Annotated in this window: 18 protein-coding genes; 2 read left to right on the top strand and 16 right to left on the bottom strand. The window is 61.4% G+C overall.

Annotation, left to right across the window (positions count from 1 at the left end; translation table 11 throughout):
* Window position 1: 1 nt before the first annotated feature.
* Genes AC07NR_RS07605 through arnB form a run of 9 tightly spaced genes read right to left on the bottom strand, consistent with a single transcriptional unit; the run spans window position 2 to window position 10,412 of the window.
* On the bottom strand, window positions 2-1,600 hold the full coding sequence (locus tag AC07NR_RS07605) for an ArnT family glycosyltransferase (RefSeq protein WP_495078248.1): 1,599 nt from the start codon (window positions 1,598-1,600) through the stop codon (window positions 2-4).
* Window positions 1,597-2,976, bottom strand: coding sequence for a UDP-glucose dehydrogenase family protein (locus tag AC07NR_RS07600; protein ID WP_495078247.1), 1,380 nt, complete (start codon window positions 2,974-2,976; stop codon window positions 1,597-1,599). The genes AC07NR_RS07605 and AC07NR_RS07600 overlap by 4 nt, the downstream gene beginning before the upstream one ends.
* Entirely contained in the window at window positions 2,973-3,386 is a 414-nt protein-coding gene (gene arnF / locus AC07NR_RS07595) for a 4-amino-4-deoxy-L-arabinose-phosphoundecaprenol flippase subunit ArnF (RefSeq protein ID WP_248739790.1), read from the bottom strand. The genes AC07NR_RS07600 and arnF overlap by 4 nt, the downstream gene beginning before the upstream one ends.
* Window positions 3,383-3,727: a 4-amino-4-deoxy-L-arabinose-phosphoundecaprenol flippase subunit ArnE gene (gene arnE / locus AC07NR_RS07590; protein WP_065257283.1), complete on the bottom strand. Its 345-nt coding sequence runs from the start codon at window positions 3,725-3,727 to the stop codon at window positions 3,383-3,385. Before arnE ends, arnF begins: the two co-directional genes overlap by 4 nt.
* Entirely contained in the window at window positions 3,724-5,373 is a 1,650-nt protein-coding gene (gene arnT, locus AC07NR_RS07585) for a lipid IV(A) 4-amino-4-deoxy-L-arabinosyltransferase (RefSeq protein WP_248739789.1), read from the bottom strand. Before arnT (AC07NR_RS07585) ends, arnE begins: the two co-directional genes overlap by 4 nt.
* Complete coding sequence (arnD, locus tag AC07NR_RS07580) at window positions 5,370-6,254, bottom strand: 4-deoxy-4-formamido-L-arabinose-phosphoundecaprenol deformylase (protein ID WP_085709968.1); 885 nt, start codon at window positions 6,252-6,254, stop codon at window positions 5,370-5,372. The genes arnT (AC07NR_RS07585) and arnD overlap by 4 nt, the downstream gene beginning before the upstream one ends.
* Entirely contained in the window at window positions 6,254-8,245 is a 1,992-nt protein-coding gene (arnA, locus tag AC07NR_RS07575; RefSeq protein ID WP_085709967.1) for a bifunctional UDP-4-amino-4-deoxy-L-arabinose formyltransferase/UDP-glucuronic acid oxidase ArnA, read from the bottom strand. The genes arnD and arnA overlap by 1 nt, the downstream gene beginning before the upstream one ends.
* Complete coding sequence (gene arnC / locus AC07NR_RS07570) at window positions 8,242-9,264, bottom strand: undecaprenyl-phosphate 4-deoxy-4-formamido-L-arabinose transferase (RefSeq protein WP_114883231.1); 1,023 nt, start codon at window positions 9,262-9,264, stop codon at window positions 8,242-8,244. Before arnC ends, arnA begins: the two co-directional genes overlap by 4 nt.
* A complete protein-coding gene (arnB, locus tag AC07NR_RS07565; RefSeq protein WP_495078246.1) occupies window positions 9,261-10,412 on the bottom strand; it encodes a UDP-4-amino-4-deoxy-L-arabinose aminotransferase in 1,152 nt (383 codons plus the stop codon). Before arnB ends, arnC begins: the two co-directional genes overlap by 4 nt.
* A 466-nt stretch (window positions 10,413-10,878) precedes the next feature.
* On the opposite strand from arnB, the gene AC07NR_RS07560 reads away from it, so the two are divergent.
* Entirely contained in the window at window positions 10,879-11,724 is an 846-nt protein-coding gene (locus AC07NR_RS07560; RefSeq protein WP_305832858.1) for a site-specific integrase, read from the top strand.
* A 7-nt stretch (window positions 11,725-11,731) separates the two neighbouring features.
* Here AC07NR_RS07560 and AC07NR_RS07555 read toward each other — a convergent pair whose 3' ends face one another.
* The 6 genes from AC07NR_RS07555 to pmrG form a co-directional block, all read right to left on the bottom strand.
* On the bottom strand, window positions 11,732-12,790 hold the full coding sequence (locus AC07NR_RS07555; RefSeq protein ID WP_495078245.1) for an ABC transporter ATP-binding protein: 1,059 nt from the start codon (window positions 12,788-12,790) through the stop codon (window positions 11,732-11,734).
* The gene (locus tag AC07NR_RS07550; RefSeq protein ID WP_305832860.1) at window positions 12,787-14,382 is read right to left on the bottom strand and encodes an ABC transporter permease; all 1,596 of its coding nucleotides are present in this window, start codon (window positions 14,380-14,382) and stop codon (window positions 12,787-12,789) included. The genes AC07NR_RS07555 and AC07NR_RS07550 overlap by 4 nt, the downstream gene beginning before the upstream one ends.
* A gap of 3 nt (window positions 14,383-14,385) precedes the next feature.
* On the bottom strand, window positions 14,386-15,399 hold the full coding sequence (locus AC07NR_RS07545) for an iron ABC transporter substrate-binding protein (RefSeq protein ID WP_085709962.1): 1,014 nt from the start codon (window positions 15,397-15,399) through the stop codon (window positions 14,386-14,388).
* A gap of 203 nt (window positions 15,400-15,602) precedes the next feature.
* The gene (locus AC07NR_RS07540) at window positions 15,603-17,132 is read right to left on the bottom strand and encodes an ArnT family glycosyltransferase (protein WP_495078244.1); all 1,530 of its coding nucleotides are present in this window, start codon (window positions 17,130-17,132) and stop codon (window positions 15,603-15,605) included.
* A complete protein-coding gene (arnT, locus tag AC07NR_RS07535) occupies window positions 17,129-18,841 on the bottom strand; it encodes a lipid IV(A) 4-amino-4-deoxy-L-arabinosyltransferase (protein ID WP_495078243.1) in 1,713 nt (570 codons plus the stop codon). The genes AC07NR_RS07540 and arnT (AC07NR_RS07535) overlap by 4 nt, the downstream gene beginning before the upstream one ends.
* Window positions 18,842-19,134: 293 nt before the next feature.
* Window positions 19,135-19,788, bottom strand: coding sequence for a lipopolysaccharide core heptose(II)-phosphate phosphatase PmrG (pmrG, locus tag AC07NR_RS07530; RefSeq protein WP_248739783.1), 654 nt, complete (start codon window positions 19,786-19,788; stop codon window positions 19,135-19,137).
* A 316-nt stretch (window positions 19,789-20,104) separates the two neighbouring features.
* On the opposite strand from pmrG, the gene AC07NR_RS07525 reads away from it, so the two are divergent.
* Window positions 20,105-21,415, top strand: coding sequence for a sensor histidine kinase (locus AC07NR_RS07525; RefSeq protein WP_495078242.1), 1,311 nt, complete (start codon window positions 20,105-20,107; stop codon window positions 21,413-21,415).
* On the opposite strand, the gene AC07NR_RS07520 is transcribed toward AC07NR_RS07525, so the two are convergent.
* Entirely contained in the window at window positions 21,376-21,924 is a 549-nt protein-coding gene (locus AC07NR_RS07520) for a PqiC family protein (RefSeq protein ID WP_248739781.1), read from the bottom strand. The genes AC07NR_RS07525 and AC07NR_RS07520 overlap by 40 nt on opposite strands.
* Window positions 21,925-21,935: the final 11 nt, after the last annotated feature.

Below are 21,935 nucleotides of genomic sequence, written 5' to 3'. Positions count from 1 at the left end.
TCTACAAGGGTTTCAGGTACAACAGCACATAATCGTTCTTGTCGAAGCGACCGCTCAGTACCGGTTGCAGGCTGGCCAGCGGTGTGCCTTGCAGTGACTGCATATCCTTGCTGTCCATGATCAGCCAGGCCGGCCCCTGGAGTGCTTCCAGTTGCTGAACGGTTTCGGTGAACTGCGGTTGCAGGTCCTGCTCGACGTTGACCATGAACTTGATCGCCTTGGCGTCCTTGCCCATGCCGTGCAGCACCAGCGGGGCCGGATTCTGTTGAACCTGGGCGAACGCCGCCCGACTGAAAGAACGGGTGTCGTAGAGTGCGCGTTCCACCGGCTCGAACACGGCGGCATAGACCGTCCACAACGCCAGTACGGCGCTAAGTGCCAACACCTCGGCACGCCAGCGCGGCTTCCACAGTCGGGACAGCGCCAGCAGTTGCAGCAGGCCCAGCACGATCAGCACCGGCATGACACCGGTCAACAGCTCCGGGAACTTGCGTCGCGCAACCAGCAGGGCAACGATCAGCAACAGCGGCGTCAGCAGCCACAGGGCCTGAATGATCCCGCGCAACCAGGCGAATACCCGACCGTGAGCCACCTGGAACGGATACGCGGCGATGATCGCGGCCATCGGCAACATCGGCAGCAGGTAACGCGCCTTCTTCGCCTGTGGAATCGACAGACCGATCATCACGATCAACCCGGCCGCCGCGCAGTATTGCACCAGGCACAAGGCCGGTCCGCGCTGATGCGGTTTGCTCAGCCACGCCGCCGCCAGCACCACAATGGCCAGCGGATAAGCCAGTGCGTAGTTGCCCAGCGAACTGGTGAAGTAGTACAGCGAACCGCTGACGCCTTCACTGCCATCCATGCGCCCCATGAACTGCATGCGGATCACGTCTTGCAGGAAAGCCTCGCCGCCGCTGAGCTTGGCCAGCCACAACAACAGGCCGACACACGCCGCGAGCAGGATCGACGCCAGCACACCGAACACGAACAGCCGTGTCCACTGACGATTGAGCAGGTAATAGCTGCAGAGCATGCCGGTCGGCACCACCAGCCCGATCGGCCCGCGAATGCCAAAACCCAGCAACAACAGGACGAAAATCAGCGGCCAGCGTCGGCTGGAGCCGAAATGGTCGTGCGCGTAACCCAGGTAGAACACCGACAGCGCGACGGCGGCCAGCATCAGGTCTTGCGACACGGCGCGGACTTCCGTGATGAACGTACTGGTGAGCATCAGCAGCGCAATGCTGATCAATGCCCAGCGTTGCGAATGCACCGCGAGCAAGCGGTACATCAACGTCACGATCACCCCGCCGGCGATGGCGCTGGGCAACCACGCAGTCAGGGTATTGATCGCGCCGAAAGGCAACGCCAACAGCCAGATGAACAACGTCGATAACGCCGAATAATCGGCGTACGGCTGGCTGTAGGTGGTCGGGAATACCGTCGGCCCGTGTCGCAGCATTTCCTGGGCAAACAGCACAAAGCGTGAATCAAAGCCAATGGGTGCCTGTCCATAAACCCCGGCGATAAACAACAACAGTGCCAGCAGCCCTGCGATCAGGGACTGCCGGCGGATGGCAGGCGACAACGTAATCAAGCGACGTCCGCAGTGTTAGGCCATTGTTGCAGCGGGATCGGCAGCTTGCGCGAGTCCCCACGGCCGATCGGGAAGTACTTGAAGCCATTGCGTGCCAGACGGTCGGCGTCGTACAGGTTGCGGCCGTCGAAGATCACCGGATCCTTGAGGCGTTGCTGGATCAGGTCGAAATCCGGCGCCTTGAACTGTTGCCATTCGGTGCAGATGATCAGCGCGTCGGAACCGGCAAGCACCGATTCAGGAGTGCCCATCAGCATCAGTTTTTCTTCGTTCGGGTACAGATGCTGGGTTTCCTGCATCGCTTCCGGGTCGAACGCGCGAACGCTGGCGCCGGCGGCGAACAGCGAATCAAGCAGAACGCGGCTTGGCGCATCGCGCATGTCGTCGGTGTTCGGCTTGAACGCCAGGCCCCACAAGGCGAAGGTCTTGCCGCGAAGATCACCCTTGTAGAACGCATTGATGCGGTCAAACAGCTTGTGCTTTTGACGCTCGTTGATCGCTTCGACCGCTTGCAGCAGGTCGCTGGAGCAATGGGCCTGTTCGGCACTGTGGATCAGCGCGCGCATGTCTTTGGGGAAGCACGAGCCGCCGTAGCCGCAGCCCGGGTAAATGAAGTGGTAACCGATGCGCGTGTCGGCGCCGATGCCCTGGCGTACCGACTCGATGTCGGCGCCCAGGTGTTCGGCCAGTTCGGCGATCTGGTTGATGAAGCTGATCTTGGTCGCCAGCATGCAGTTGGCGGCGTACTTGGTCAGCTCGGCGCTGCGCAGGTCCATGAACATGATGCGGTCATGGTTGCGGTTGAACGGCGAGTACAGGTCGCGCATCACGTCGCGCACTTCATCGCCTTCGCAGCCGATGACGATGCGGTCCGGACGACGGCAGTCGGAGACCGCCGAACCTTCCTTGAGGAATTCCGGGTTGGAGACGATATCGAACTGCAGCGCGCGACCGGCCTTGTCCAGCGCGGCCTGGATATGGGCGCGCAGGGTGTCGCCAGTTCCGACCGGTACGGTGGATTTTTCCACCAGGATCAGCGGTTGCTCGCGATGACGGGCAACGGCGTCGCCCACCGACAGCACGTATTTCAGGTCGGCCGAGCCATCTTCGCTGGACGGTGTGCCCACGGCAATGAAGGCGACGCGACCGTGAAGCACGGCGGTTTTCTCATCGGAAGTGAAGTGCAGACGACCGGAATCCAGGCCTTCACGGACCAGGCTCGACAGGCCCGGTTCGAAGATTCTGACGTGACCCTGGCTGAGCAGTTCGACCTTCTTCTGATCGATATCCATGCACACGACATCATGGCCGACCTCGGCCAGAACCGCGGCTTGCACCAGGCCGACGTAACCGCTTCCAAATACTGTGATTTTCATGGAGCACTCCTCAAATCGGGCGCTTGTGCCGGACGAGTGTTGATAGTGATGACACCGAGCATGACCAGTGCCACGCCCAGTGATTTGGTGAAACTGAAGGATTCGTTGAACAGCGGCAGACTGGCCGCCAACAGGTACACCAGCGCATAGCTGATGCTCAGCAGCGAATAGGCCCGGCCCAGCGGCAGGTCGCGCAGGGCGGCGAGCCAGCAGAGCATCGACAGTGCGTAGGCGAGAATGGCCGTGAACACCACCGCCAGCGCCGACAGATCGACGCTGCCGCTGCTCAGGGCTGACAACCATTGTTCCGGCTGCGGCAGGCGCGTCATGCTCCAGCGCATGCCCAGCTGGGCGCCACTGACCAGCAAAACGCTGCCCAGGGCGAAGCCGATTCCGCGACCCTGACTCATGACTGTTGCCCCAGCAGTGCCACGCCGCCGATCACCAGCGCCACGCCGATCCAGTGCTGGCGATCGATCGGTTCGCGAAACACGAAACGCGCGATCAAGGTGATCAGCACAAAGTTGAGGCTGAGCATCGGGTAAGCGATGCCCACTTCAAGGCGTTGCAACACCAGCAGCCAGACCAGCAGGCCCGAACCCAGTGCGAACAGCGCCAGCCACAGCCACGGCGAGCGCAGTTTGTCGGCCCAGGACGAGTCGACACCGCGCCAGCTCTCCACCGCGTACTTCTGTGCAACCTGGCCCAGGCATGTCAGCAGACACGCCGTCAGCAACAGCAACCAGCTCATGACGGATCCTTGGGCAGGACGATGATCACCAGGTTGCCTTGCTCGTAGCGGGTGCCGTCCTTGGGCAGCAGGTCGACTTCATGCAGCTCGTCGTCGCCCTTGACCCGCATGACCACGCCGACCGAGCCGGTGCGGCGGGCATCGCGTACCCACTGCTGGACTTCATCGGTGGTGATCCGCTGTTCCGCACCTTCGGGATAGCTCAGACCATACTTCAGCTCGCCCACGGTGTTGTACAACGCCACTTTGGGTTGCTTCAGACGCCAGGCCAGTGCCGAAGCAGCACCGAGATCGTTGCTCAGCAGGTGCGTGGTGCCGGACAGTTCGTCGAGGTGATGCAGGATGAACTGGTCCGGCGTCTTGTTGGCCACCACCGACTTTGGCAGCGCGGCCGGCAGCACGCCGATCAGCAGCAGACTGCCGAGCGCCGGAGCGGCCCAGCACTGCAGCGGCAGAAACGCCTGCGCAAGGTTGGCGATGATCCAGCCGATCAGGGCAATGAACACGAGCACCATGCTGTGCAGCTCATGGTCGTACACCGGCTTTTTCAGTTGCAGATAGACCAGTGCGATCAGCGTTACCACGCCCAGCACCAGATTCAGCAAACCGTTGATGCTCAAGGCCCGGCCTTGTTCCAGACGCAGACGGTCGGCCAGGGCATGACCCAGCAACAGCGCCAGCGGCAGCAGGCACGGCAGGATGTAGGTCGGCAGTTTGCCGTTGGCAGTGCTGAAAAACGCCAGTGGCATCACCAGCCACAGCAGCAGGAAGGCAATGCCCGGTTGGGTACGGGTCTGCCAGGCTTGCTTGAACGCCGGCACCAGCATGCCGACCCATGGCAGACTGAAGGCAACCAGCAATGGCAGGTAGAACCACCATGGCGCGTCGTGTTGGGCATCGTCACCGGCAAAGCGGCGGATGTGTTCGTGCCAGAAGAAGAACCGCCAGTAATCCGGTTCCTGACTGTGCACGGCCAGCACCCACGGCAGGCTGACGATGATCGCCACGGCAACCGCCACCGGGCCGTAGATCAGCAGTTCACGCCAGCGTTTCTGCCAGAGCATCCAGGGCAGGGCGATCAGCACCGGCAGCAGCCAGGCGAGAAAACCCTTGGTCATGAACCCCATGCCGCAGGCCAGCCCCAACACAGCCCAACTGATTACGCGTTGCCGAGTGCTGCGGCTGTCGACGGCAAACCACAGGGCCACGAGGCTCAGGTTGACCCAGAAGGTGAATTGCGGATCGAGGTTGGCATAACCAGCCTGACCGGCAACCACCGTGAAGCTCATGTAGAGGAGGGCGCAGATGAAGCTTTTGCGCGGCTCGTTCCACAGGCGACGGGCGACCAGGAAGCACAGCAGCACACTCAAACCGGTGCTGAGGGCCGAGGCGAAACGCACGCCGAACAGGTTTTGCCCGAACAGTTCCTGGCCCAGTGCAATCATCCAGTAACCGGCAATCGGTTTCTCGAAATAACGCAGGCCCATGAAATGCGGGGACACCCAGTTGCCGCTCAGCAGCATGTCCTGGCTGATCTGGGCGTAACGGGTTTCATCGGGAATCCACAGGCCATGGGTGCCGAGCGGCAGCAGGTAGGCCAGCAGAAACAGTCCGATCAGCAGCGGCAGTGCCCAGCGTTTGCTCATGCCCCTTGCACTCCCAGCCAGCCTTCACGGCCTTCGAGGACGCCACGCTGCACACGACCCACAGGCAATGTGTTGAGAAACTCGGGCAACAGATCGCCCAAAGGCTTGAACTCGATTTCTCGCTGGCGTGCATCGGCCAGCAAACGGCGAAAATCGTCGGCCATCAGAATCCCTTCTACTTCGGCATGAATGGTGTAGTTGTTGAGGTTGTCCGGGCGAAACCGGTCAAGGATGAAGGCGTTGAAGTCCTTCGCCGCCACGGTCGGGCCGACCACCTCGTCGAAGGTCGGCATGTCCACCGGAATCTGCGGCGCACCCACTGAACCATCGGCCAGCAGTGGTCGAAACAGCCGATTCCCGCGGCAATCGCTGTTATAGCGAAAACCGAAGGTTTCTTTGGCTTCGACCACGCGCTCGTCCGCGCGCCATCCGGCGGCGGCCGAGCACTGGATTTTCTCGCCGATGATGTCGCTCAGGGTGTCGACGCCGCGACGGATCTGCTCGATCAGTTGCGCGTCGCTCCAGGTGCCGGCATTGGCCTGCCAGCCGTGGTGATCCCAGGCGTGCAGGCCGACTTCATGGCCGGCGTCCCGGGCCTGACGCATCAGGTGCCCGAGGTCGCGACCGATCGGTTTGCCCGGCCAGGCGGTCCCGGCCAGCAGGATGTCCCAGCCGTACAGGCCGGCGGCGTTGGAACGCAGCATTTTCCAGAGGAATTGCGGGCGGATCAGGCGCCACAGATGTCGGCCCATGTTGTCCGGGCCGACACTGAAGAAAAACGTTGCCTTGACCTGCGCTTCGTCGAGGATTTCCAGCAACCGGGGCACCCCTTCACGGGTGCCTCGGTAGGTGTCGACATCGATACGAAGACCTGCCTGCATTAACGCTTGTCCGCGATTTCGAGCATGGCTTCACGCAGGAAGAAGTCCAGGGTGTTGCCGATGGTCTCGCGCATTTCCACGGTCGGCTCCCAGTTCAACAGGCGCTTGGCGTTGGCGATGCTTGGCTTGCGGTGTTCCACGTCCTGGTAACCGGCACCGTAGAACGCCTTGCTTTCCACGTCGCGGAAACCGGCGAACGGAGGGAAGTTGCTGCGCAGCGGGTGAGCTTCGAACTGACGCAGCAGTTCTTCGCCCAACTGACGGATGCTGGCTTCGTTTTCCGGGTTGCCGATGTTGATGATCTGGCCGTTGCAGACATCGTTGTCGTTGTCGATGATGCGGGCCAGCGCCTCGACGCCGTCGGCGATGTCGGTGAAGCAGCGCTTCTGCTCGCCGCCGTCGAACAGACGGATCGGGGTGCCTTCCACCAGGTTCAGGATCAGCTGGGTGATGGCGCGGGAGCTGCCGATACGGGCCGAGTCCAGACGGTCCAGACGCGGGCCCATCCAGTTGAACGGACGGAACAGGGTGAAGTTCAGGCCTTTGGCGCCGTAAGCCCAGATCACGCGGTCCAGCAGTTGCTTGGAAACCGAGTAGATCCAGCGCTGCTTGTTGATCGGACCGACGATCAGGTTGGAGCTGTCTTCGTCGAAGTTCTTGTCCTGGCACATGCCATAGACTTCCGAGGTCGACGGGAAGATCACGCGCTTGTTGTACTTGACGCAGTAGCGAACCAGTTTCAGGTTCTCTTCGAAGTCCAGTTCGAATACGCGCAGCGGGTTGCGGGTGTATTCGATCGGCGTGGCGATGGCCACCAGCGGCAGGACCACGTCGCACTTCTTGATGTGGTACTCGATCCACTCGGAGTGAATGCTGATATCGCCTTCGACGAAGTGGAAGCGTGGGTGGTCGCGCAGACGGTCGATGGCGTCGGAACCGATGTCCAGGCCGTAGATTTCGTAGCGGTCGTCACGCAGCAGGCGCTCGGACAGGTGGTTACCGATGAAGCCGTTGACGCCCAGGATCAGCACACGGGTGCGACGTGGCGCACGGCCGGATTCGGCACCGCGCAGCAGCGAGCCGTCTACCAGACCCAGTTCATTGGCCAGTTGCGGGCCGCTCAGGTACAGACCGTTGTCGTTGCGCTGACCGGCGTTGATCACCAGCGAGTCTTCACCGCAGGCAATGCGCAGTGGATCGACGCTGATCACACGGCCAGGGGCCTGACCTTCGTTGCCCTTGACGACTTCGGCGCTCCAGACGATCAGCTTGTGCTCGCCCACGGCGCAGAAGGCGCCCGGGTACGGACGGGTCACGGCGCGGACCAGGTTGAACAGTTGCTCGGCCGGTTTGGCCCAGACCAGTTTGCCGTCCGCCGGAGTACGACGGCCGAATACGGTGGCCTTGGATTCGTCTTGCGGGGTTTCGGTGATCTTGCCTTGCAGCATGTTCGGCAGGGTGTCGCGCAGCAGGTCGCTGGCGGCAGTGCGCAGTTTGGCGTGCAGGGTCAGACCGGTGTCGCTGCGCTCGATGGCAACACGTTGCTGGGCAACGATAGCGCCGGCATCAGCGCGCTTGACCATGCGGTGCAGGGTGACGCCGGTTTCGGTTTCGCCGTTGACCAGCACCCAGTTGGCCGGTGCGCGACCACGGTAGCGTGGCAGCAGCGAGCCGTGCAGGTTGAACGCGCCTTTTTTGGCCAGTGCCAGCAGCGGTTCGCTCAGCAGGTTGCGGTAGTAGAACGAGAAAATGTACTCAGGGTCGAGCTTGGCGATGCGCTCGATCCACAGCGGGTGATTGGCGTCTTCCGGGGCATGGACCGGGATGCCTTTGCTGGCGCACAGCTGTGCAACCGAGGCGTAGAAGGCGTTTTCTTTCGGATCGTCGGCGTGAGTGAACACTGCTGCAATGTCGTAGCCGCTGTTAAGCAGGGCTTCAATGCCGGCGCAGCCAATATCGTGGTAAGCGAAGACAACAGTTTTTGCACTCATGAGAGAACCTGATCGGAAGTGGAATTGGAAGTAAGGCCGTCAACGGTGACCGCAGGTGCCGGGGAGGCCGGCTGGCTGCGCAACACCTTTTCAATGAAGAAGCGCGGGCGGGCGCGCACGTCGCTGTACATGCGTCCCAGGTATTCACCCAGCAGACCCATGCCGATGAATTGGCCACCGGTGAACACGAACAGCACCGCAAACAGTACGAACGTGCCGTCACCGGCCCAGCCTGCACCGAACGCCAGGCGCAGGACGATCAGCGCAACGGCGAACAGTGCGCCCAGACCTGCCATCGCGAAGCCGACGATGCTCAGCAGACGCAGCGGCGTGGTGGTCATGCAGGTGACCAGATCGAACATCAGGTTGATCAGGCGCATCGGGCTGTATTTCGAGTCGCCGTGCTCACGCTCGGCGTGGGCCACGACGATTTCGGTGGTGTGGCGGGCGAAGCTGTTGGCCAGGATCGGAATGAACGTGCTGCGTTCACGACAGGCGAGCATGGCGTCGATGATGGTGCGGCGGTAGGCGCGCAGCATGCAGCCGTAGTCGCTCATGGCCACGCCGGTGGAGCGTTGCACCGCGAGGTTGATCAACTTCGACGGGTAGCGGCGCAGGGCCGAATCCTGACGGTTGCCACGCACGGTGCCGACGACGTCGTAACCCTTTTCGGCTTCGGCCACCAGACGCGGAATTTCTTCCGGCGGGTTCTGCAGGTCAGCGTCGATGGTGATGACCACGTCGCCCTTGCACTGCTCGAAACCGGCCATGATCGCGGCGTGCTGGCCATAGTTACGGTTGAGGATGACCGCCACGAACGGGCTGTTTTCGCGTCCGGCGGCTTCTTCCAGCATGTTGGCCGACTCGTCGCGGCTGCCGTCGTCGACCAGCACGATTTCGTAGTCATGTTTGAGTTGGGCGCAGGCCGCCTCTGTGCGCCGAAGCAGCTCAGGCAGACTGTCCTGTTCGTTGTAGACCGGGATGACGATCGACACGCATTTAATCGGGTAAGGTCTCACGAGCGTTTGTCCATAAGAGTGGCGATGGCGCCGACAACACGATCCAGATCCTGGTCGGTCATGTCGGGGAACAGCGGAATCGAGCACAGCCGCGCCGAGTTCCATTCGGTGTTGGGCAGGTACAGGTCAGGGTCACGCTGGCGGTACCAGGTGTGCAGGTGGGTTGCGATGAAATGGATGCCGGTGCCGATGCCTTGCTCCTGCAATCCCTTCATGAAGGTTTCGCGATCCATCCCGCAACGCTCGCTGTCGATGCGCAGGATGAACAGGTGCCAGGCGTGTTGCTGGGCGTATTGCTGCGGCACGGCCAGCGGCTGCACCGGCAATCCTTCGAGCTTTTGCAGGTACTGACCGGCCAGCTCGGTGCGGCGGGCATTGATGGCGTCCAGACGCTCCAGTTGCACCAGGGCAATGGCGGCGTTGATGTCGGACAGGTTGTACTTGAAGCCCGGCTCAATGACCTGGGCCTGCGGTTTGCGGCCTCCGGTCAGACGGTCGTAGGCATCGACGCCCAGACCGTGGAACTTGAGCATGCGCACGCGACTGGCCAGTGCTTCGTCGTGGGTGACGAACATCGCGCCTTCGGCGCAAGTCATGTTCTTGATCGCGTGGAACGAGAAGATCGCGGTGCCGTGGGAGCCGACGTGGCGGCCCTTGTAGCGGGTGCCGGCGGCGTGGGCAGCGTCTTCGATGACGGCGATGCCGTGCTTGTCCGCCAGTGCGTACAGCGGATCCAGATCGAACGCGGCACCGGCGTAGTGCACCGGAATGATGGCTTTGGTGCGTGGCGTGATGGCGGCTTCGATACGGGCGGCGTCGGTCATCAGGGTGTCGCGGTCGACATCGACGAACACCGGCGTGGCGCCCAGGAGGGAAATCATGTTGGCGGTGGAGACCCAGGTCTGCGACGGCGTGATGACTTCATCGCCGGGACCGATGCCCAGGGCCAGCAGGGTGATGTGCATGCCGCCGGTGGCAGATGACAGTGCAACGGCGTGCTTGCATCCCACGTACTGCGCGAACTGTTCTTCAAGTGCCTGGTTTTTCGGCCCGGTGGTGATCCAGCCCGAGCGCAGAACCTGCTCGACGGCCGCAATTTCTTCATCGCCGATACTCGGGCGAGAGAAGGGGAGAAACGCCTGACTCATGGACACCTCATTGCGAAAAAAATGGACAGATCCATCTGTTCATCGGATCCAATCCCAGCGTAGACGCAAAAAACAGGTTTTGCATCAACGAGTTGCTTGGAAAGCATGACGTCGGGGGTTGGTTGACTTTTCAGGCGTTGCCCGGCAGGTTGGGCGGTACCGACTGAGGACCTATCTAGCTAAGGTTATTCCCGATTTTGTGAAAGGAATATGAAAAACCGGTCGGTGAATCGTTTATCTCAAATTCATACAGCCGCTGTTCAGATTTCCGCGGCTTTATCGGAAAAGTCCTACTACAAGACTCTTCCTTACATCAAGTTCATTGCAGTAGTTAGTTGTTGTGCTGGACTGTTTTTTACTCAAGGCCTTTCGTTTGAGCAGCTTATCCATTACCTCTTCAGAATCTATCGCAAGTAACCCTTTGTCCTTGTATTTGGCACGTTTGGCACCTTCCAGCCAACTCACCATGCGGTACGTTTTACAAGATGCCGCCGATCGCCTCGGCTTTGAAGACATGAATGTCGAGGACATTCCCTGGCACGCCCTGCAGCCCGAGGATGTTGTCGCGTTAGTCGCGGCATTGCGCGCCGATAACTACGCCCCCAACACCTCTTCACTCTATGTAAACGCCATTCGTGGCGTCATGAACGAAGCCTGGCGCATGAGCCTGATCAGCCAGGATCACCTGTTGAAGATGCGCTCGGTCAAGGGGATTGCCGGTACGCGGCTGTCTCAGGGGCGCAACCTGAAGCGCACGCTGATTCATGAATTGATGGAAGTCTGCGCCGCCGATCCGCGTCCGCAGGGGCTGCGGGATGCGGCGGTGATTGCGCTGTTGTACGGCACCGGCATGCGTAAATCCGAGTCGGTGGATCTGGACCTGAACCAGGTGGACTTCGCTGAACGCAGCCTGTGCGTCACCGCCAAGGGCAACAAACAACTGATCAAATATGCGCCGGCCTGGGCCTTCGCCAAGCTCAATGCCTGGCTGGAGTTTCGCCGCTCGGAGCTCAAGGAAGGCGAGAGCGACGATACGTTTCTGTTCAACCGCATCCGCCGGGGCAGCCACATCACCCGCGAGCGCATCACCAAGCATGCAATCTATTACATCGCCCGCCAGCGCGGCACTCAGGTCGGGGTGAAGATCATGCCCCACGATTTCCGGCGTTCGTTCATTACCCGGGTGATCGAAGAGCACGATCTGTCGATCGCCCAGAAACTTGCGCACCACAGCAATATCCAGACGACCGCCAACTACGACGTGCGCGACGACAATGAACGGCGTCGCGCCGTGGATCGTTTCGATCTGTAGTCGATTGTTACGACGCGTCGAAGACGTGCGCCGCCCCTAGAATCGACAGTTGTACCGCGCTGCCGGCCGGCGGCGCGTGCATCCCGGTGCTGCGTACCAGCAGCGAACGACCGGATTCTTCATTGGCTGCGGCGCGCAACTCGACCGTCAGAGTGCAAGTGTTGCCGCCGAAATCGCGTTCGGTGACCACGGCATTGCAGCCCTCTGAGTCGGCGGGAAGGTCGGACAGCTGAAGCTGTTCCGGGCGCAGCATGATCTGCGCGGGACCGGAAAAACCGTTGCTGTTCACCGCGATCCGCCCAAGATCGCAATGGGCCCAACCGGCCTCGATCTGCGCCGGCATGACCACTGCTTCGCCGAGAAACCGTGCGGTCTGCTCATCGTCCGGATAGCGGTAGAGGTCCATCGGATGCCCCGACTGCACCAGTCGCCCGTCACGCATGACCGCCAACTGATCGGCAAACGACAAGGCTTCGCCCTGGTCGTGGGTGACCAGAATCGTCGTCACGCCGCTCTCCTCGAGCAGACGGGCGACCATCTTGCGCATGGCACCGCGCAGGCCGGTGTCGAGGGCGGAAAAGGGTTCATCCAGCAGCATCAGGCGCGGTTGCTGGGCCAGTGCCCGGGCGAGCGACACCCGTTGCTGCTGGCCGCCGGACAACTCATGGGGCCAGCGTGCGGCCATGTTGGTGTTGAGGGCCACGCTGTCCATCAATGCCTGGATGCGTTCGGTTCTGGCGCTGCCGGTTTCAGTCAGTCCAAAACCGATGTTGTCGGCCACGGTCATGTGCGGAAACAGCGCGCCATCCTGCGGAACATAGCCAATCTGGCGTTGGTAGGCGGGCACGGCGTGGGTGCTGTCGACCAGCGTCTGACCGTTGAGCGTCAGGCTTCCCGCATCGGGAAACTCGAAGCCGGCGATCATCCGCAGCAGCGTGGTCTTGCCGGAGCCTGACGGGCCGACGATCACGGTGCGACTGCCGGTCGGGACGGACAGGTTGATGGTGTCCAGCGCCGTTTGCGCGCCGAAGGATTTGCTGAGATTGATGATGTCGAGAGCGTTCATCGGCCGGCACTGCGCCTGGATTGGTGATAGAGGATGGCCGTGAGCGGCAGCGAAAGCACCACCATCAGCAGCGCGTAAGGCGCTGCGGCGGCGTAGTCGATTTCGCTGGTCATGGCCCAGAAACCGGTGGCCAGGGTGCGCGTGCCGTTGGGCGCGAGCAACAGGGTTGCGGTCAATTCATTGGTGATCGCCAGAAACACCAGCGCTGCACCCGCCGCCGCACCCGGCGCGGCCAGGCGCAGGGTGATCAGCCACAAGGCGCGCAGCGGCGAGCGACCGAGGCTTTGCGCGATGTTTTCCAGCTCCACGGGCGCCTGGGCGAAACCGGCACGCAGACTGACCAGCGCCCGCGGCAGGAACATCAGCAGGTACGCCAGCAGCACGGTGATGGTGGTCTGATAGATCGGCCGGGCGAAGTGGATCGTCACGGTGACCAGCGCCAGCGCCACGACAATCCCCGGCAGGGAACTGGTGATGTAGTTGCAGCCTTCCAGCACGCGTTGCAGTTTGCCGGGCGCGCGGATCGACAGCCAGGCAATCGGGATCGCTGCAAGGCTGGTCAACACCGCACCGGCCACGCCGAACGACAAGGTCTGGAGCAAGGCCGGCAACAACTCTTCGCCTTGCCAGACTTCAGCGCCGCCCGCGACCAGCCATCTGCCCAGCGTCAGCATCGGGACACCGAGAGCCAACAGGCAGGTCAGGGTTTGCAGACACAGACCCAGAGCTGCGATGCCGGGTTTGAGACGCACGGTCCGCTGTTCCCGGGCGCTGCCGGAGCCGACCCGGGCATAACGCGCATGGCCACGAGCGGCAGATTCCACGGTCAGCATCGCCAGACAGCACAGCGCCAGAACACTGGCGAGCATGTTGGCGGCCGGGCCGTTAAAGGTGGATTTGAACTGATCGAAAATGGCCGTGGTGAAGGTATCGAAGCGGATCATCGCGTAAAGGCCATATTCGGCCAGTAAGTGCAGGCCTACCAACAGCGCGCCACCACAGATCGCCAGGCGCAATTGCGGCAGCACCACCCGGAAGAACACGGCCCACGGTTTCAGGCCGAGGGATTCGGCCACGTCTTCAATCGCCGGGTCGAGACGACGCAACGTCGCCGCAATCGGCAAATAAAGGAACGGAAAGTAAGCGATCACAGACACCAGCACACCGGCCGGCAGCCCATTGATCGACGGAACCAGGCTGACCCATGCATAACTGTGCACGAACGCCGGCACCGCCAACGGCGCAACCGCCAGCACTGACCACAAACGCCGACCGGGCAGGTTGGTGCGCTCGGTCAGCCAGGCCAGAGTGATGCCCAGCACAATGCAGATCGGCAGGGTGATCAACACCAGCAGCACGGTGTTGATCAGCAATTCGGCCACTCGAGGGCGGAAGATCAAGGCTTCGATGGTCGCCCAGCCGGTGTACCACGACACGCCGACCACAAAGCCGATCGGCAGTAACGACAGCAATGAAACACCGATCGCCAGTACGACCACCCAGGGACTCCCGCGCCCGTTGAGGGCGCGGGACCTGCGTGAAAGGTTGGCGGAGGGCGCCGCAGCGATCCCCGCCGGCAGAGTTTCAGGCATCAATTAAAGCAGTCCCGCCTGAGTCATCAGTTCGACGGCTTTCTTGCTGTCGAGCTTCGATGCGTCGACTTTCGGTGCGTCCAGATCCTTCAACGGCACCAGTTTCGGGTTGGACGCCGAGTCCTTGCCCACGGCGTATTCGAAGGAGTTGCCGGTGCGCAGCACTTCCTGGCCTTGTTTGCCGGTGATGTACTGGAGGAATTTCTGTGCTTCTTCCTGGTGTTTGCTGGACTTCAGCACGCCACCCCCGGAGATGCTCACGAACGCGCCCGGATCCTGATGCTTGAAGTAGTGCAGCGCGGTGTTCTTGCTGTTTTCGCCGGTCTTGGACTGATCGACGAAAGCGTAATAGTGATAGATCACGCCGCTGTCCACCTGGCCGGCGTTCACCGCTTTGAGCACCGAGCTGTTGCCACGGTAGGCGGTGAAGTTGGCTTTCATGCCCTTGAGCCATTCCAGAGTGGCGGCTTCGCCTTTCTGTTCCAGCACGGCGGCGACGATGGCCTGGAAGTCCGCACCGGCTGGGGATGCAGCCCAGCGACCTTTCCATGCCGGGGTCGCCAGATCCATCAGGGATTTTGGCAGGTCTTTTTCCGGCAGTTTGGCCGGGTTGTAGACAAAGACTGTCGAGCGAGCGGCGATGCCGACCCACTGGCCATGGGCCGGACGATAAGCCGAACCCACTTGTTCAAGGGTGGCCGGTGCCACCGGGGCGAACAGTTTGGCATTGTCCACCAGCACCATGGCCGGGGAGTTTTCCGTCAGGAACACGTCCGCCGGAGAGGCTGCGCCTTCCTGCACGAGCTGGTTGCCCATTTCCGTGTCGTCGCCGTTGCGGATCGTGACCGGGATCCCGGTTTCCTCGGTGAAGCCGGCGACCCAGGCCTTGGTCAGGGTTTCGTGCTGAGCGTTGTAGACCACGATGCCGACGGAATCGGCGGCAAACACCTGACCGGCTGCGAGCAGCGCGGTTGCCAGAGTAGCGTGCTTGAGAAAGGACGGAAGGGATGGACTCATGACGGAGCAGCTCCTGTTTTTTTAGACGTTATGGGCAAGCATTCGCCGGAAAACTTCAATGCGAATGATTTGCATATGTTGGCTGGCTGGCAATGTAGAGAGGCAAATGAGAAAAAAACGTCAAACAAACCGTTAATACATGTCATTGCCATTCAGGTTAGCAGTCACTGGGCGGGGACGCCGGGCGAACCCGGCGTTGTCTTTCAGGAGCCTTGGGGCAGGTAGGCGACGCTTTGATCCTCGCGGCCATGGAACACTTGTTCGCCGCGGGTCGGGGTGGTCGTGATGACTTGATGGTCTTGACCGAGTTTGGAGAGCGGCACGGGTTCGCCGGTGCGGTACTGGGCGACGAAGATCGTACGCTTCGGATCCCAGTGCTTGCCGCTGGTGCGTTCCAGCCATTCGAACATCGCGGCAGCATCGCCATCGCGAGGGAAGTCGCGGGTTTCCGGCACGTAGTAGAACGGCTCGCCGCCGGTCTGCAGGTACATCGGGACCTTGTTGTCCACCTCGACCATGACGAAGTGCCATTGGCTCAACGGCGCACGCTGGCTGGCTTGCAGGCGCACGGTCTCGCCGAAGCGGATCGCGCCGCCACCGCTGTTGGTCCAGGGGTAGAGCACGCCGAGAATCCCCAGCAGCAATACCGTGGTCACCGCGAAACCGATTTTCAGGCCGCGCCCGCCAAACGGGCTCTCGGCGTTTCGCGCGGCCATGCGCCGGGTAATCCACCAGGCCCCGAGCAGTTGCGCGAACGGCACCAGTGGCAGCACGTAGTAACTGCGCCGGCTGCCGCTGGCGGTGAAAAACAGCATCAACAGCCCGAGGCCCTGAATCAGCCAGCGGGTGTCCGGTTCGATGTGTTTCCAGTTCTTCGCCGCGACCCACAGGGCAATGATCCAGCACGGCGCCCAGGGCAGGGTGTAGATCGGCAAGTACAGCAAATAGGTGTAGATCGGGCCGATGTTGTCGAACGGCTGGAAAAACCGCACGACGTTTTCCCGCAACACCAGTCCCAGGCCGCTTTCCCCGTAATTCGGTGCGCCGTAGAGGTGTGACAGCAGGAACGGCGTCATGTAGAACGCCCCGGCAATCACCAGCGCCGCGAGCAGACGCAGGTTCAGATGGCGCTTCCAGCGGCCTTCATTCAGAAGGTGCGGCAGCAGCACCAGCCCCGGCAGGATGAAACCGATCAGGCCTTTGAACAATGACGTCAGGGACAGCAGGACGCAGAACACCAGATAGCGCGAAAACCGCGTATCGTCCGGCCCGCGCCAGTACCACCAGACCGCCGCCAGCACACCGCAGACCGTCAGGATGTCGGCAGTGGCGACCCGCGCCCAGAACACGAAATAGAAGGTGGTCGCCAGCATCCAGCCGGCGATCAGCCCCGTGCCTTTGCGAAACAGCTGCTCGCCCAGCAGATACACCAGCCAGACGCTGAGCCACGCGGACACCACCGAAGACAGGCGCAGCGACCAGTGATCGAGACTGCCGGTCAACCAGGCGGTCGCGGTGATCAGCCAGTACGACAAAAGCGGCTTGTCGTAGTAGGGATCACCCTTGAGGTACGGGTCGAAGTAATCGCCGCTTTGCATCATCTGCAACGCGATGTTCGCCCAGCGGGTTTCCGCGCCCCAGAGTTCGCGACTGCCCAGACCGAGCAGCAACATCAGGGCGCTGGCGGCCAGCAGGAGCAGCAGGGCGCCCCGGTCGTTATTGCGCAAGATCATGGCTGGAGCTGCGGGAAGATGAAGATCTGCAGATTGCCGCGACGGTAATGCTTGCCGTCTACCGGCAGCAATCCGACTTCCTGCTCTTCCTGCGTGCTGTTGACGCGCAAGACCACACCGACCGCGCCTTTCTTCCGCGCTTCGGTCATCCACTGGCCGACGCCGTCCATCGTGACTTTACGTGCTTCCATGGCCGGGTCTTCGAGGCCGTATTTGAGTTCACCGATGGTGTTGAACAGATCCACCTGCGGACGTTTCAAGCGCCACGCCAGTGCCGAGGCTGCGCCCAGGTCGTTGCTCAGCAGCGACGCGGTTTCACTCAGTTCCTGTTGATGCTCGGCAATGAACTGGTCGGGCATCTTGCTGTTGACGATCTGCCCCGGCATGGCCGCCGGCAACAACGCCACCAGCAGGCCGATACCCAGCGCCGGCATGGCCCACAACGTCAGCGGACGCAGCACTTGCAAGGCATTGGCGATGATCCAGCCCACCAGCACGATATAGGCCAGCGACAGGCTGAACATCTCGGTGTTTTCGTAGATTTCCTTGGTTGCCTGCAAATAAAGCAGCGCCACCAGCGCCGCACTGGCGATGACGGTATTGATCACACCGTTCAGGCGCAGGACACGGCCACTGTTCTGATTCAGCCAGTTGACCACGGTCTGCCCCATCAACAGGGCGATCGGCAGCAGGCACGGCATGATGTAGGTCGGCAGCTTGCCGCTGCTCAGGCTGAAAAAGGCCAGTGGCAACAGGAACCACAATGCAAGGTAGGCGGTTTTCGGGTCACGCTTTTCGCGCCAGGTGCGCAGGAGCGTCGAAGGCAGCAGAACGGCCCACGGCAGGGTGGAGGCAAACAGCAGCGGCAGGTAGAACCACCAAGGACGGGCGTGCTGCGCGGCATCGCCGGCGGCAAAACGACGGATGTGTTCGTGCCAGAAGAAGAAGCGCCAGAAATCGGGTTCCCGGTAATGAACAGCCAAGACCCACGGCAGGCTGATCAGCACGCAAACCACCACGGCAACCAGCCCGTAACGCACCAGTTCGCCGAAGCGGCGTTGCCAGATCATGTAGGGCAGGGCGATCAGCACCGGCAGCAATAACGCCAGGAACCCTTTGGTCATCAGGCCCATGCCGCACGCGACACCGAGCAGCGCCCAGCCACCCAGACGGGCGCGAGGGGTCTGACTGTCGATGGCAAACCAAACGGCGACCATGCTCAGGTTGACCCACAGGGTGAACTGCGGATCGAGGTTGGCGTAGCCGGCCTGGCCGGCAATCAGCCCGAAGCTCATATAAAGGAGGGCGCTGGCGACGCTGATGCGCGGGTTGTTCCACAGCCGGCGGGCCATGAGGTAAGTCAGCCAGACGCTGACACCGGTACTCAGGGCCGAAGCAATACGCACGCCGAACAGGTTTTCACCGAAGATCGCCTGGCCGATCGCGATCATCCAGTAGCCGGCAATCGGCTTTTCGAAATAGCGGATGCCCATGAAATGCGGCGCGACCCAGTTGCCGCTGAGCAGCATTTCCTGGCTGATCTGGCCGTAGCGGGTTTCATCGGGGATCCACAGGCCGTGGGTCATCAGCGGCAACAGATAAAACACCACGAAAGCCAGAATCAGACCGGGAATGGCCCAACGCTCGAAAGTCGTGGTGGGGGAGAAATGACGGGCAGCGTGTCGCAGCGGGTTATTTTCAGACGTCATGACAAAGCCTTGGTGCCAAACGAAGTTCTTGTGTCGATGGCCTGCCCGGCGTGTTCCTGAGCGGGCGGGTCATCGTGTTGAATGAATGCAGGTGTGCGATCGGGGGACGGGCGTTTCCTGTATCCAGAGAGCTGCCGAACCTCCAGGCCGGAGTTCTCGCACTATAGCCAAGCTTAAAAAAAACCGTTGTCCAGTAAATCGGGGGCAGATACATCTTTCATTACAAATTAATGAAGTCCGTTCCTGACTAGTTGAAAAAAGTGCAACCTTGTCGGTTCGCCCCAACTAAAGCATTAATGACTATTGAGTTGAGACCAGGCATCGGCATTCATGATGCCCAACACTTTAAGTTGGCCTTTGTCATCGATGCGAGCAAACAGGGTACTACCGTATTCGGCGGCGACCGCGTGAGGAAAACCGGTCTGTTTTTCGAAGTCACTGATGCATCCGCTGTGGGTGACCAGCACCAGATTGCGCTTGGCAACCTTGTGCGCCACCACGTCGTTGCGCAGAGAAGAACCGCAGGACTCGAGCCAGATCTGGGTCGTGGCGTCCTGACCGAACATGGCGCGTGCGGTCTGCACGGTACGGGTCAGCGGGCTGGTGAACACCTGCGCCTGCTGCATGCCCAGGCCCACAAAGCCTTTACCTACAAGCGCTGCAGAGTCGTTGCCAGCCTGGGTGATGCCGTCGGCCGGGCCCAGGCAGAGGTTGTCGGAACGGTCGCAACGTTCGGCATGACGCACCAGCGCCACCACTTCGCCATCCTGCCAGGCCTGGGTCCAGTCAGCCCGGGCAGCCTTGCCGGCGTTGCCCAGGTCGACGGGCGAGCGGGTCACCCAGACGAAGCCGCTGACCAGTCCGATGGCGACCACTACACCGATGCCGGTCAACAGTTTTCCAAGTCGAAGCGTGCGGCGTTGTTTATATGTCGCTGTTAATTGCATCTGTCGCTCCACGGCATGCCCCTTGACGTCGCAGGCGAGATTGGCCGGCGATTTAACCAATTTTTATAGTTGTGAACTTGAATAATGGCTGAACATTACGTTTGTGCACGTCGGGGGGCGGTGAAGAACATGTGAAAATTTCGCGAGAGTCGATAAAACCCAACTAATCCGGTGTTTGATAACCAGACTCAAATACCCTTTTTTTACCGGCCAGTCTTAACAAATGTTTATGTTTGCGGTGAAGCTGCGCAGGTTCGGTCAATGTCGCTGTTTTTGACCGTGAAGTCTGAATTCAGCAGTGGAGTCATCGACCCGAATGGATCTCAAGCAAAGCCTGACGAAACGGATCGTCATCGTGTTCGCTTTGATGAGCGCTCTCGTCGCCGGGGTGTTTGCGCTGGGCATTGTCGCCGCCGTGCACGTCGTCGAGCACCGGCTGGCCACCAGCACCTTGAGCGGCGGCCTGCATCGCCTGCTGGCCATGGAAGACATCAATCGCTGGAGCCATCAGCCGGAAAAGAGCGAGTTGTTCTTCTTCGAAGGCGGCCCGGGCCCGATGGCGCTCATTCCTTCACTGGCGGCACTGGCTCCCGGTTTTCAGGAAATCAGCTTCGATGGCGATGACTTCTTTGCCATGGTCGAGGTGGTCGGTGGACGCAAATATGTGTTGTTGCGCGATCAGGAAAGCCTCGAACAGCGCGAGCGATTGCTGTTCATCGTGGTCACGGTCGGTTTTGTCCTGAGTGTTCTGTTGGCGCTCGTGCTGGGGCGATTGCTGGCACGCCGGGTCATGGCGCCGGTGATTCGTCTGGCGCGTCAGGTGCGCCATCGCGATCAGTTGCTGGTGCTGGCGCCTCCGCTGCACCCGGACTACGCCGCAGACGAAGTGGGGGAGTTGGCGCTGTCGTTCGATCAGACCCTGGGCCGCCTGCGCGAAACCCTGAGCCGCGAAAAACTGTTCACCAGCGATGTCAGCCATGAACTGCGCACGCCGTTGATGGTGCTTTGCGGCTCCTGCGAGTTGTTGCTCGCCAATCCGTCGCTCGATGCCCGTTCAACCGCGCAGGTCAATCGCATCGCCCGGGCCAGTCACGAGATGCGCCAACTGGTCGATACCTTCCTGATGCTGGCTCGCGCCGAGGACGATACCGGCAGCGACATTTGCGTCACGCTCAAGGACGTCGCGGATGCCCAGAGCGAGATCTGGGGCCGACTGATTCGTGAAAAGGGCCTGGATTTTTTCTACGAGGTGGAGCAGCCGTGCATGGAACGCTTCAACCTGACGTTCCTGCAGTCGGTCATGGGCAACCTGTTGCGCAATGCCTGGCACTACACCGATCACGGGTTCGTCCGGCTGACCCTGACCGGCAACGGTTTTGTGGTGGAAGACAGCGGCATCGGCATCCCGGAGGAGCAGCGTCAGGCGGTGTTCCAGCCGTTCGTGCGTGGCGATGAGGGCCGCGGCGAGGGCCTTGGCCTGGGTTTGTCGCTGGTGCAGCGGATCTGCAAGCGCCAGCACTGGCGGGTGCAATTGAGCAGTGGCCAGTCCAGCGGCAGCCGCTTCAGCGTGGAATTGAAGCCGGCGGCTCAGGACGGCGGGCAGCTGCGCGCATTGCCGGCGGCCTGACGGATCAGCGCAGCGAGGCGTTTGACGTTGTTCTGCTGAGCGTTCACCAGATCGTCGATGCTCGATCCGGAAGGGGTCTGCAGAATCGAGCGGCAGGTGAGCAGGCCGCTATCGCCCGCGTCGGCCGGACGCAGGCGCCATTTCACGTCCATCAGCCCGTATTGTCCGGGGACCGAATCGAAACGCTGCACATCGATGCGCACCGACGTTTTGCGCGCAACTCCAGCGTTGCTCAACTGATCCACCAGCGCACTGCGCAACTCATCGCCGAGGCTGGCGCCCCACCATTGGGTTTCCAGAATCGCCAGGCCGCTGTTGCCCTGGCGAATGACGATTTGCGGGCGGTCGACCTGGGGCGGCACGCTGATGCTTTCAATTGCGATGTCCTGCCCTGATCGGCCAGGCATCGGCTGTGCCGGGGTCAGGGTGTGGAAGCTGATCGGGTCGCTGCGACAGGCACCCAGCAGCAGGCACGCGGCGAGCACGGTGAACTTCAGCGGTAAAGCCATGGCAAGGCTCC

It is taken from the genome of Pseudomonas sp. GW821-FHT09C09, assembly GCF_059418105.1.
The sequence above is the reverse complement of the archived record's forward strand: the minus strand, read 5'-3'. Positions and strand labels throughout refer to the sequence as shown.